The organism is Granulicella arctica (assembly GCF_025685605.1).
Classification (GTDB): Bacteria; Acidobacteriota; Terriglobia; order Terriglobales; family Acidobacteriaceae; genus Edaphobacter; species Edaphobacter arcticus.
In genome coordinates this window covers 489,290-500,496 of record NZ_JAGTUT010000001.1, presented here as the reverse complement: position 1 = coordinate 500,496, position 11,207 = coordinate 489,290, and the positions used below count along the sequence as shown (strand labels likewise).

At 59.8% G+C, this 11,207-nt stretch carries 9 protein-coding genes; 3 read left to right on the top strand and 6 right to left on the bottom strand.

The genetic code is table 11. The features are described from left to right. Positions 1–73 precede the first annotated feature (73 nt). From dgt to OHL20_RS02000, 4 genes are all read right to left on the bottom strand, one after another. The gene (gene dgt / locus OHL20_RS02015; RefSeq protein ID WP_263381546.1) at positions 74–1,258 is read right to left on the bottom strand and encodes a dGTP triphosphohydrolase; all 1,185 of its coding nucleotides are present in this window, start codon (positions 1,256–1,258) and stop codon (positions 74–76) included. A gap of 30 nt (positions 1,259–1,288) precedes the next feature. Beyond that, positions 1,289–3,412: a tetratricopeptide repeat protein gene (locus tag OHL20_RS02010; protein WP_263381545.1), complete on the bottom strand. Its 2,124-nt coding sequence runs from the start codon at positions 3,410–3,412 to the stop codon at positions 1,289–1,291. 148 nt (positions 3,413–3,560) lie between these two features. Continuing rightward, positions 3,561–5,183 (bottom strand): bifunctional phosphoribosylaminoimidazolecarboxamide formyltransferase/IMP cyclohydrolase, encoded by a 1,623-nt coding sequence (gene purH / locus OHL20_RS02005; RefSeq protein ID WP_263381544.1) that lies wholly within the window; start codon positions 5,181–5,183, stop codon positions 3,561–3,563. Between the two features lie 51 nt (positions 5,184–5,234). Then, a complete protein-coding gene (locus tag OHL20_RS02000; RefSeq protein ID WP_263381543.1) occupies positions 5,235–6,848 on the bottom strand; it encodes a DHA2 family efflux MFS transporter permease subunit in 1,614 nt (537 codons plus the stop codon). A gap of 106 nt (positions 6,849–6,954) precedes the next feature. Here OHL20_RS02000 and OHL20_RS01995 point away from each other — a divergent pair, with 106 nt between their 5' ends. Both OHL20_RS01995 and OHL20_RS01990 read left to right on the top strand, forming a co-directional pair. Continuing rightward, positions 6,955–7,542 (top strand): TetR/AcrR family transcriptional regulator, encoded by a 588-nt coding sequence (locus tag OHL20_RS01995; protein ID WP_263381542.1) that lies wholly within the window; start codon positions 6,955–6,957, stop codon positions 7,540–7,542. 209 nt (positions 7,543–7,751) lie between these two features. Continuing rightward, on the top strand, positions 7,752–8,411 hold the full coding sequence (locus tag OHL20_RS01990) for an NAD-dependent epimerase/dehydratase family protein (RefSeq protein WP_263381541.1): 660 nt from the start codon (positions 7,752–7,754) through the stop codon (positions 8,409–8,411). 35 nt (positions 8,412–8,446) lie between these two features. Here the strand turns inward: OHL20_RS01990 and OHL20_RS01985 are convergent, their stop codons facing one another. Further along, positions 8,447–9,391: a dihydroorotate dehydrogenase gene (locus tag OHL20_RS01985; protein ID WP_263381540.1), complete on the bottom strand. Its 945-nt coding sequence runs from the start codon at positions 9,389–9,391 to the stop codon at positions 8,447–8,449. A gap of 183 nt (positions 9,392–9,574) precedes the next feature. Then, entirely contained in the window at positions 9,575–10,462 is an 888-nt protein-coding gene (locus OHL20_RS01980) for an SDR family oxidoreductase (RefSeq protein ID WP_263381539.1), read from the bottom strand. A gap of 149 nt (positions 10,463–10,611) precedes the next feature. Here OHL20_RS01980 and OHL20_RS01975 point away from each other — a divergent pair, with 149 nt between their 5' ends. Further along, positions 10,612–11,199, top strand: coding sequence for a TetR/AcrR family transcriptional regulator (locus OHL20_RS01975; RefSeq protein ID WP_263381538.1), 588 nt, complete (start codon positions 10,612–10,614; stop codon positions 11,197–11,199). Positions 11,200–11,207: the final 8 nt, after the last annotated feature.

Sequence of the window (11,207 nt, the reverse complement as noted above, 5' to 3'; positions counted from 1 at the left end):
GGTCCAGACTCTTTCCAGGTTAGTAGCCACCGTGGGGCCCTAACGGAGGTCGAAATTGTCAAGTTGTTCGACTTTATCTGGAGGAGCGCAACGGTGTTGAATCGGCCGTTGCGGGCTTCGGGCGGATCGCTCGCTTGACGGCTGCGTACTGCAGGAGGATGAAGGAATCGGTCATGCCGGCGATATAGTCGGCGACGACACGGGCCAGTCCTTCTGCGGGAACTTCGTCGAAGTATCCCTGGGGCAGTTCTTCGGGCCGCTCCATCCAGAAGTTGAAGAGCGCCGTGACCACCTCTTCGGCTTTATCGTGTTCGAGCGAGAGGGCGTTGCAGGTGTAAAGCGTGTCGTAGAGATACTGTTTTTCCTGCAGGCGCTCTGCTTCAACTTCGGGGGAGAAGACGGCAAGCCTCGCAGGGTGGGTGCGGATGTCTGCGAGCGATTCCGCACCGATGGCCTGAACGTTCCGGCGAGTGTTCGTTATCAGATCGTCGGTGAGGACGTTCTGCATGAGTTGAAGCGCTTCGTTGAAGAGGAACTTTGCGTCGACACCTGCATGCTCTTTCTCGACGATGCAATAGCACCGCGCGAGTACCTTGACATGCTCGCGGATGTGGCCGATCTCGAGTAGCCCCGATTCCACGCCATCGTCGAGATCGGCGGTCAGATAGGCAATTTCATCTGCAAGGTCGATCAATTGGGCTTCGAGCGGAGGTCGCTGGGCGAGCAGGTATTCGCCGAGCAGCGGGTGCGCCTCGTCGGTGTAGTCGCGAGAGTGCTTGATGATTCCTTCGCGTACCCCGAGGGTCAGGTTCAAACCGCGATGTGCGGCGTAGCGCTGCTCGAAGTGCTCGACGATGCGCAGAGCATGAAGGTTGTGGTCGAAGCGCAGGCCGTGGCGCCGTAGACACTGGTCGAGCGCCCGCTCTCCGGCGTGGCCGAAGGGTGGATGGCCGATATCGTGGACGAGAGCCAGGGTCTCCGCGAGGTCTTCGTTCAAGCCCAAAGCCGAGGCGACGTCGCGAGCTATCTGGACGACTTCGATGGTGTGGGTCAGGCGGCTGCGAAAGTGGTCGGAGACGCGGCTGGTAAATACCTGCGTCTTACCGGCGAGGCGTCGAAAGGCTCGTGCCTGGACGATGCGCTCGCGATCGCGCTGGAACGGGGTCCGCGAGGCACGCTGAGGCGCGGGGTACACGCGAGCGTATAACTCCTCTGCTGCCGTATCCGTGACGGCACAGCTATGCAGGCTGTTGGGCATATGGTTCCAAGTGTAGCGGAGACGAAGCGGTTATTGCTGCTTCGTCTCTTTGCCGTTCTGGCTCTGGTTCTGGGGTGCGTTACCGAGTTTGGCCAGCTTGACGCGAGCGTTTTCGAGCTTGTGCTGCACCTTGGCCACGTCGGTTGGATCAGCGTCAGCGGGCAGCGAGTGCGCGTACTCCGTCATGGAACGCTCCCACTGGGAGACGGCCAGCTTCAGCTTGCCTGTCTTCTCGTAGACTTCGCCGAGATGATCGTGGACGGTTGGATCGGTGCTGCCGCGCTCGTTCGCTTTGCGGAGATTTTCTTCCGCCAGTGTGTACTGACCCGATTTGAAGTAGACCCAGCCGAGTGAATCAAGAAAGGCGTAGTTCTGTGGATCGAGCTCGACAGCTTTACGAATCATCGACAGGGCTTCTGGCAGCTTGATGCCACGATCGGCGTACATATACCCGAGGTAATTCAGCACAGTCGAGTTTTGAGGATCGATCGCGAGGGCTTTCTGAAACTGTGCCTCCGCCTGATCGTAGAGCTTCTGCCGATCGGCCATTTCTCCCCGCAGGAAGTAGACATAAAGCCGCTCCTCCTGCTTGGATGCGGAAGCTTCAGACTTGTCGAGCAGCGAGGTGGCCTCGGGCCAGCGACGTAGACGAATGTACATCTGCGCCAGCGCTACATCGACATCGCGATCGTCGGTGGTGCCTGTGTATTGGCTCTTTGCCAGCGCGATACCTTCGTCAACCTTGCCGGTGTCGGCAAGCTGGCCAGCGTACATCAACTGGACACCGCGCTCTTTCGGGAGCGCCTTTGCTGCTTCTGCTGCAGCGCCGGTCGCTTCCTTCCACATGTGGGCGTCACGATAGGCATCGACCTCGCCCTGATACCCACGGATGGCATAGTCTCCACCCATGGCGGCGATCTGCTTGTAGGCGGCAGCGGCTTCGGAGAACTTGTTTTCTTCACGGTAGATGATTCCCAGCCGGTCGAGGAAGATGGCTCGGTTGGACTTCTCACCATCTGCGTATTTGCCGTCGGGATGGTCGGAGCTTGCCAGGATGGTCGTCAGGACCGTGGTTGCTTCATCGTATCGACCCAGCGAGTCATAGATGAGCGCTTCGTTGTAGCTCAGTTCGAGCGAGTCCTGTGCGAGGGGCTTAGCTTTCTTCAGCGTCGCAAGGGCTTCGTCGTAGTGACCTTGTCTGCGCTGAATCTCCGAGATGTGAATCTGAGACTGGGCATCCTGCGGCTCGGTCGCGACGATCTGCTGCAGGATCTTCATCGCCTTGTCGAGTTGGTTGTCAAGGAGCAGGGCGCTTGCGAGCCCGCGCTCTGTGTCTAGATTGTCAGGCTCCTGATCGAGAGCGCGCTGATAGGCTGCGGCGGCTTCCTTCGGCTTTTTGAGCTGGTCGTAGCTTGCACCCAGAGCGAACTCGACTCGGGCGGTGCGATCCCCTTCAGGGATGGCGGCAAGCGTGTCGGTTGCCCGCTGCGTGTCGCCTTGCTCACTGTAGAGGCGCGCCATATTGAGCACGACCTCTTCGGAGTTGGCATCGATCTTCTGGGCGGCTTTGAACTCTGCCTCAGCCTTGGCGGAATCGTGGTTGAGGCCATAGAGCTGGCCAAGAAGCAGGTGTGTCTCGATATCGTCTGGTTTCAGCTGAGCGAGCTTCTCGTACTCCGCGATGGCAAGCTGCAACATCTGTGCGGACTGCGCACCCTGCATATCGCCCAGGGAGCGCAGGTAGACACGGCCGAGCAGGGAATGGGCTTCCAGATCGTCCGGATTCTTCTTGACCTGCTCCTGAGCAGCGGTGACCGCCTCGCGGATTCGGCCAATTTTGAAGTAAAGGTCAGCGAGGCCGTTCTGGAGCATGACCGAGTTCGGATCGGCATCGAGAGCGAGCTTGTACTCCTCGACTGCCTGCGTGGCGTAGTCGGGGCGACCGGCGTTAACTGCCATCTCTTCATAGAGATGGGCGAGGCCGTAGTGGTAGTACGAGGCTGCGTGATCGGGTGTGCTGGCAGGCGTTGCCGAGACCGCGGCTGCGGCTTTTACCGGTGCCTGTGCGAGCAGCGAAGGGGTCATCGCAAGGAGAGCGACGGCGGGCAGAAGGTAGCTGTAACGAAGAAGGGAAGTACGTTGCGACAACGTCATAGAAGGTACTTTCCTTGGCCGGCTGAGATCGCTTGAGAAACTATCCACTTCAATTGGACGATGGCCGTCCGTGTTTGGATGCTGCGAACGGGCGGCCTTCGCAAACCATTGCCGGTGATTATAACTGGATTGCGTGCTGTCTCGAAGTCTATCCGTGGCGGAAGTGCCGAACGCCTGTGAAGACCATGGCAACGCCGAGCCTGTCTGCTGCTTCGATAACCTCGGCATCCCGGACCGATCCGCCGGGTTGAATGACCGCTGTCGCTCCGGCTTTGGCTACGGTTTCGAGGCCGTCGGCGAAGGGGAAGAAGGCATCGGAGGCGGCTACTGTTCGGGCGAGCGGGAGGACCGCTTTCATGGCTCCAAAGCGGGCTGCGTCGACGCGGCTCATCTGGCCTGCGCCGATTCCGACGGTCTGGCCGTATCCGCCGTCGAAGCGGGCGTAGACGATGGCGTTCGACTTGACGTGCTTGCAGACGCTCCAGGAGAAGAGGAGGGCACGCATCTCTTCGGGCGTCGGCTTGCGGGATGTGACTGCCTGGAGATCGGATTCGACGATGTGGCGGCGGTCGGCATCCTGCACGAGGAAACCGCCAGAGACCTGTTTGTAGATGCGCGAGGAGTCGGCTGTGGCGATCTCGATGAGGCGTAGGTTCTTTTTGGCGGCGAAGCGCTCCAGAGCTTCGGGGGTGAAAGATGGGGCGACTATTGCCTCCACGAAGAGCTTGGCGATCTGCTCTGCGGCTGCTCCATCGACCTCGCGGTTGATGCCGATGACGCCGCCGAATGCTGAGACGGGATCGGCTTCGAGGGCGCGCTTGTAGGCTTCGAGGACGGTGGAGCCGGTGGCGGCTCCGCAGGGATTGGTGTGCTTGATGATGGCTACTGCGGCGTCGGCGGAGTCGAGACCGAACTCGCTGACCAGCTCCCAGCAGGCGTCGAGGTCGACGAGATTGTTGTAGCTGAGTTCTTTGCCCTGCAACTGCTTCCCGGCGGCAACGCCTTTGCCACTTCCATCGACGTAGAGCGCGGCTTTCTGGTGGGGATTCTCGCCGTAGCGGAGCGTCTTTGCGATGGGGTCGATGATGCGGATGGTTGGCGGGAAGACTTCTGTGGAGAAGGTCGCTGGCCCGGTTGGCTCGGTGATGGATTCGAGCGCTGTGGCGATTCCGGCGTCGTATGCTGCGGTGACGGCGAAGGCCTGCTTGGCGAGACGCCAGCGAGTGGCTCGGCCGAGTGCTCCGTTATTGGCCTGCAACTCTTCGGTGAGGAGAGCGTAGTCGGCGGTGGCTGTGACGATGGCTACGTCGTCGAAGTTCTTTGCTGCGGATCGAACCATGGACGGACCGCCGATGTCGATGTTTTCGATCACCTCGGCGAAGGCAACGCCGGGACGCTGCGAGGTCTTCTCGAAGGCGTAGAGGTTAACTACGACCATGTCGATGGGCTGGATCGCGTGCTCGTTGACTGCGGCGATATGCTCGGCGTTGTTGCGGATGTGCAGGATACCGCCGTGAACCTTGGGGTGAAGGGTTTTGACGCGGCCGTCGAGCATTTCGGGAAAGCCGGTGAGATCGCTGATGTCGCGGACGATCAGGCCTGCATCGCGGAGAGCCTTTGCGGTTCCGCCGGTCGAAACCAATTCGACATTGAAGGAAGCGAGGGCGCGGGCAAAGTCGACCAATCCCGTCTTGTCGGTGACGGAGAGCAGGGCGCGGCGAATTGGGCGAAGGTCGGTTGCAGACGAGGTCTTGCTTGAATCAGTGATCACGACCCTAGTTTATTCCTTTGCCCTGTTGATTTGAGAGTTGCGCAGGCTGCCTCAATGCGCTGGTGGAGCTTTCCCACCTATCTTGAAGTTCTTGGTGAGCAGGACGAGCGGCGCTGCGACCAGGGTCACGATGCCGATGACGAAGAAGCAGTCCATGAAGGCGAGGAGCTTGGTCTGGGAGCCGAGCTGGTCGTAGTAGCGCAGATAGGCTGCTCGCGTTGCGTCCACCGCTGAGAAGCCGTGGGTTTGCAGGTACGCGGAGGTTTGTCGAATGCCTTGCTGTAAGGCGCTGGAGGAGGGATTGATGTTCGCTCCGACAGTTGCCTGGTGGAAGTTCTGGCGACGTTCGGACATGGTGGTTACGAAGGCGATGCCGAAGCTTCCTCCCCAGTTGCGGAAGAAGTTGGTAAGGGATGAGGCCTTGTTGTTCTGGTTTGGCTTGAGTTGCGAGTAGGAGATGACGGAGAGCGGCACGAAGAAGAAGGCGTAGCCGAGACCTTGGAGCGCGCGGGCGAGAGCGTAATGCGCGTAGTCCGTGTCGAGGTTGAAGTGGCTGTAGTGGATGAAGGAGATGCCGACGATCATGACTGCGCCGAACATCAGGATGCGCGGATGAATGATGCCGCGTTGGACCAGTTGCGCACCAACCGGTGCCAGGAAAGTGATAACCAGGGCTCCAGGTCCGAGGACGAGGCCTGCGTCGATGGCGCGATAGCCATAGAGCGACTGGAGAAGCTGCGGGATCATCGTCGTCGAGGCGAAGAGGCCGAAACCGAATACGAAGTAGAAGACGTTGGCGATGGCGAAGTTGCGGACCTTGAGCAGGCGCAGGTCGATCACAGGATCAGGATTGTGCCACTCCCAGAAGATGGCTGCGGTGAGGCAGGAGACGCCGATGACGAAGCACCAGCAGATAAAGGTGGAGCCGAACCAGTCGTCGATCTGGCCACGATCGAGCAGGATCTCGAGGGCTGCTGAGCCGAGTCCGATGAGGGCGATGCCGATGCCATCGACGCGGAGCTTGCCGTTGACGCGGACGGTCTTGCGCTCCTCGGCGAAGGACGGCGGATCGTGGACGAAGCGGTTGGTGAGAAAGAGCGAGATGATGCCGATTGGGATGTTGATCAGGAAGACCCATCGCCAGTTGTAGTTGTCGGTGATCCAACCGCCGAGCACTGGGCCGATTGCTGGTGCGGTGACGATCGCTACGGTGTAGAGGGCGAAGGCCGTGGCGCGCTTTTCGGGCGGGAAGGTATCGACCAGGATGGCTTGCTCGACTGGCGCCAGACCTCCTCCTCCGATGCCTTGCAATACACGGGCCATAAGCATGATGCCGAGGGTTGGGGCTAGACCGCAGAAGAGGGAGGTGATGGTGAAGAGCGCTACGCAGGCCATGTAATAGTTCTTGCGGCCGAAGACACGCGAGAGCCAGGCGGACATCGGGAGAACGACTGCGTTTGCTACGAGATAGGTCGTCAGAATCCAGGTGACCTCGTCGAAGGAGCGGCCTAAACCACCTGCTATATAAGGAAGCGAGACGTTGGCGATGGAGGTGTCGAGCAGCTCCATGAAGGTCGCCAAGGTGACGGTCAGCGCTACGATCCATGGATTGATCAAGGCCCGTTTTAGCTGAATCTGAGGTGGTGCGAGTACAGCAGTCGCCATGCAAAATCCTCGTGCGTTCGAAAGAGACTATTTGGTCGCTTTATGCATCAGATTCGTGTACAAGGGTGAGCGATGCGTTTTCTTACGCTCTGGATGAGGAAAAGCGATGACCAAGGGAGAGCAGACGCGGCAGAGAATCATTGCGGAGGCTGCGCCGATCTTCAATCAGCGCGGCTTTGCAGGCTGTTCCATGCAGGACATCATGGATGCGACGGGCATGGAGAAAGGCGGACTTTACCGGCACTTCTCTAGCAAAGAGGAGCTTGCGGTTGAGTCACTGCGCTATGCGCTGGCAAAAGCAGTTCGCTCGCGGACGGAGAAGGTTGAGGAGATCCAGGGGGCTGTTGAAAAGCTGCGCCATTTGATTCGCCACTTTGTGGAGTCGCCCTCTGTGATTCCTGGCGGTTGCCCTTTAATGAATACGGCGATTGATTCCGATGATGGAAATCCTGCGCTTCGTGCTTTGGCCTGCGATGGTATTCAGGTTTGGAAGACGAGGCTTTGCCGGATTCTGGAAGCTGGTATCGAGCGTGGTGAGATTGGTGAGCGCGTGCTGCCGCGACAGATCGCGAACACGATCATTGCGACGCTTGAGGGAGCCTTGATGATCAGCCGTCTTGAGGGAACGCAGACGGCGCTTGAAGATGCTCACCACAGTCTTGATGACCTTCTAAGTGGGTTGGCTACAAGCTGATAAAAGGAGGTACCCCCTCCCTACCTAAGTACCTAAAGTATTCAAAGCAGATACTTTAGGTTGGTACTTCGTAGCGGCTCGGGGTGCGGATGCCTGAAGGTCCGGACGCGATCGGGCCTGTGTGAGGGGCGAATTTGTCAAGTTGAGTGGGATGGGTAGAGTGCTACGCTTGGCGCAGTTGCGTCGTTAGAACCCTGGGAGCTCTTTGAATGAATGTTCTTTTGACCGGTGCGACCGGGATGGTGGGGCAGGGCGTGTTGCGCGAGTGTCTGCTCGATGCGCGAATCGACCAGGTGACTACGCTGGGGCGCAGCGTGACCGGGCAAGAGAATCCGAAGCTGCATGAGATTGCGCAGGCGGATCTGTTCGATCTTTCGGGGATTGAGGATCAACTGACGGGGATTGATGTCTGCTTCTTCTGCCTCGGCGTGTCGTCGTTCGGGATGAAGGAGGATGCGTATACGCGCGTGACTCACGACCTGACGATGAATGTGGCGCAGACGCTGCTGCGGCTCAATCCTGGCCTGGTGTTCGAATATGTTTCGGGTGCGAGTACGGATTCGACGGAGCAAGGCAAGAGTATGTGGGCGCGGGTGAAGGGGCGAACTGAGAATGAGTTGCTGCGGATGCCGTTTCGCAGGGTGTACATGATGCGGCCGGGCGGGATTGTGCCGCTGCACGGGATTCGGTCAAAGACGGCAATGTATCAGATGGTCTATACACTGATGCGTCCGGTTGCGCCGTGGCTGCAGAGGCGGTTCCCAAAGTACATCACGACGACCGCGGAGTTGGGATGGGCGATGATCGGTGTAGCGTTGAGCGGGTCGCCCAGCCGGGTGATTGAGAATGGGGAGTTGCGAGGGCTTTAGGATTTAGGCGGACCCGGTTGGGACACGGCGTGGCTCTAGCGGATCATGCCGCGGGTGAGGGAGCTTACCTTTGCGATGCCGTGGTCGGCGCACCAGCGGCGAAGGCCTGAGGCGATGTTCTCTACGGCGCGGGGGTCGGCGTAGGTGGCGGTGCCTACCTCTACGGCGGTGGCTCCAGCGAGGAGAAACTCTACAGCGTCTTCGGGACGGGTGATGCCTCCGAGGCCGACGATGGGAATGCGGACGGCGTTGGCGACGTCGTTGACCATGCGGACGGCGATCGGTTTGATGGCTGGTCCGGAGAGGCCACCGGTGATGTTGGCGATTCTTGGGCGGCGGGTTTCTACATCGATGGCGAGTGAGAGGAAGGTGTTGACGAGGGAGACGGCGTCGGCACCGGCTCCGGCGGCGACGGTTGCCATGTGGGCGATGCTGGTGACATTCGGGGAGAGCTTGACGATAACTGGCCGCTTCGCGATGCTCTTGCAGGCTTCGATGAGGCCGCCGAGGAGTGCGGGGTCGGTGCCGAAGACCATGCCGCCGTGGCTGGTGTTGGGGCAGCTGGCGTTGAGCTCGTAGAGGGCGATTCCGGGTGCGTCGTTGAGGATGCGGATGACTTCGAGGCAGTCCGGTACGGTAAAGCCGAAGATGTTGGCGATAACGACTGCGCCTTTGATGGAGCGAAGCTTTGGCAGCTTTTCGGCGACGAAGGCTTTGGCACCCATGTTCTGGAGGCCAATGGCATTCATCATGCCGGCGGCGGTTTCGATGATGCGCGGGGCGGGGTTGCCGGCCATTGGTTCGCGGGAGAGGCCCTTGGTGACGAAGCCGCCGATGCGGTCGAGTGAGACGATCTCTTCAAACTCCACGCCATAGCCGAAGGTTCCGCTCGCAGCGATGACGGGCGAGACGAGTTCGACGCCGCAGAGGTTGACCCGCATGTCGGGGCCTTTGGGCTGGGTGCTTGTGGAGGGAGTCATGCTGTTCGTATTGTAGCTTCGCCGGAGCAGAGGCCTGGAGGGATGTATACTGCCTGGCCCTCTTCGCGATGAAGCTGTGCACTCAGCAGACTATCCACGAACTTGATGCGGATTTTGTTGCCGAGAGGAGCTCATTGGGATGAACTCTTTTCTCTCGGCAATCACGGTCGCGGTGAGGCTCCGTTAGAAGTAGTTCATGTTGGTGAGGTCCTCGATCAATCCCGGCCCGGTCGGCTCCCACCCGAGGTTCTTCTGTGTCCATTCACTCGATGCGGGCATGTCGAGCGTTGCAAAGTGCGCGAACATGCCGAAGTGTTCGGCAGCCTTCTCTGGCGAGAGAGAAACTACCGGCAATTTGAGTCCCTTGCCTGTCGTCTCAGCGATGTCCCGGAGCGACACGCCCTCTTCGTCTACTGCGTGATAGATCGTCACGCCCGGCCCTGTCTTTTCGACAGCCAGACGATACAGGTGCGCCACATCCTTGAGCGGAGCCGCAGCCCAGCGGTTTGCGCCCTCCTCCACATACGCGGAAACGCCCTTCCCGCGTGCAATCTGGATCAGGTACGTGATGAGACCCTGCTTGAGCGTGTCGTGCACCTGCGGCAATCGCACGATCCCTACGTGCACGCCTCGTTCCGCTACTGCCTGCGCTGCATGTTCCGGCTTGCGCGGAATCGTGGGCATATCGACCGCAGGATCTGTCTCCAGGCGGACATGGCCCGGACCGCCGCTCGTGATACCAATCCCCGAGGTGACGATGAGCAGCTTACCCGGCTCAAGAGCTGACCCCAGTGCCTCGATGGCCTTGATCTCCTGCGCTGCGCTCTGCGCGAATCTTGACCAGTCATGGTTGAACGCGAGGTTTACCACGGCATCCATGCCCGTCGCTCCGCTGCGGAGGCTGTCCAGATCCTCAAGGTCGCCGCGCTGCACCTCGGCACCCACTGCTCTCAACTGCTCCGCGCCGGCGTCGCTGCGGGACAAACCGCGTACGTGATGCCCTGCGTCGATGAGTTCCTTTACTAATGGTGTGCCGATAAATCCTGTCGCTCCCGTTACAAAAATTCGCATGGATGTGTCCCTTCGCTGTTTGCTGACGCGACTGCGAGACCACGCGTCAGGATTGATCGTTGCGTCTTCACTCATAAGTGGAGACGATCCCCGTTTATAAGATAAGCGGAGACCCTCCCCGGTTGCATAATCTTCTGCGAGACTTATGTATGGCGCAAAAACACTCCGCTCCAACTTCGCCTAAACGCAAGCTTCGTGCGGATGCGCAGCAGAACTACTGCCGCATCCTCGAGGTGGCACGGCTCGCCTTTGCGCAGGACGGAGCGGCGACGACGCTTGACGACATTGTTCGGCAGGCGGGTGTGGGTTCAGGCACGCTTTACCGTCACTTTCCCACACGGGATGCTCTTATCGAAGCCGTGTACCGGAGCGAGGTGGAGAAGCTGGTTGCGGCTGGTCAGCGATTCACGACAACGAGGCCGCCGCTCGACGCACTTCGCGCGTGGATGCTGCTCTTCATTGATCACGTGGCTCAAAAGAAACTTATACTGCCCGCCATGGATACGGTTGCGGGGGGTTCCATACGCCTGATCGAGGGGGCGCGCGGACTCATTCACGGCTGCTTTCTCACCCTGGTTCAGGGCGCGATCGACAGCGGGGAACTTCGCGCGGATACGAACCCCGACGACCTGGTCCGTACCCTCATCGGTGTCTTCCACACGACGGCTCTGCCGGGCTGGGAGGCGAGCGCCCGGCGGATCGTCGACATTCTTATTGCCGGGTCGCGCCCAGCGTAGAAGTAGTT

What these genes read in the sequence shown, in the direction of transcription:
- dgt (WP_263381546.1), bottom strand. Translation starts at nt 1,258, where the DNA reads ATGCCCAACAGCCTGCATAGCTGTGCCGTCACGGATACGGCAGCAGAG.
- OHL20_RS02010 (WP_263381545.1), bottom strand. Translation starts at nt 3,412, where the DNA reads ATGACGTTGTCGCAACGTACTTCCCTTCTTCGTTACAGCTACCTTCTG.
- OHL20_RS02000 (WP_263381543.1), bottom strand. Translation starts at nt 6,848, where the DNA reads ATGGCGACTGCTGTACTCGCACCACCTCAGATTCAGCTAAAACGGGCC.
- OHL20_RS01995 (WP_263381542.1), top strand. Translation starts at nt 6,955, where the DNA reads ATGACCAAGGGAGAGCAGACGCGGCAGAGAATCATTGCGGAGGCTGCG.
- OHL20_RS01990 (WP_263381541.1), top strand. Translation starts at nt 7,752, where the DNA reads ATGAATGTTCTTTTGACCGGTGCGACCGGGATGGTGGGGCAGGGCGTG.
- OHL20_RS01985 (WP_263381540.1), bottom strand. Translation starts at nt 9,391, where the DNA reads ATGACTCCCTCCACAAGCACCCAGCCCAAAGGCCCCGACATGCGGGTC.
- OHL20_RS01980 (WP_263381539.1), bottom strand. Translation starts at nt 10,462, where the DNA reads ATGCGAATTTTTGTAACGGGAGCGACAGGATTTATCGGCACACCATTA.
- OHL20_RS01975 (WP_263381538.1), top strand. Translation starts at nt 10,612, where the DNA reads ATGGCGCAAAAACACTCCGCTCCAACTTCGCCTAAACGCAAGCTTCGT.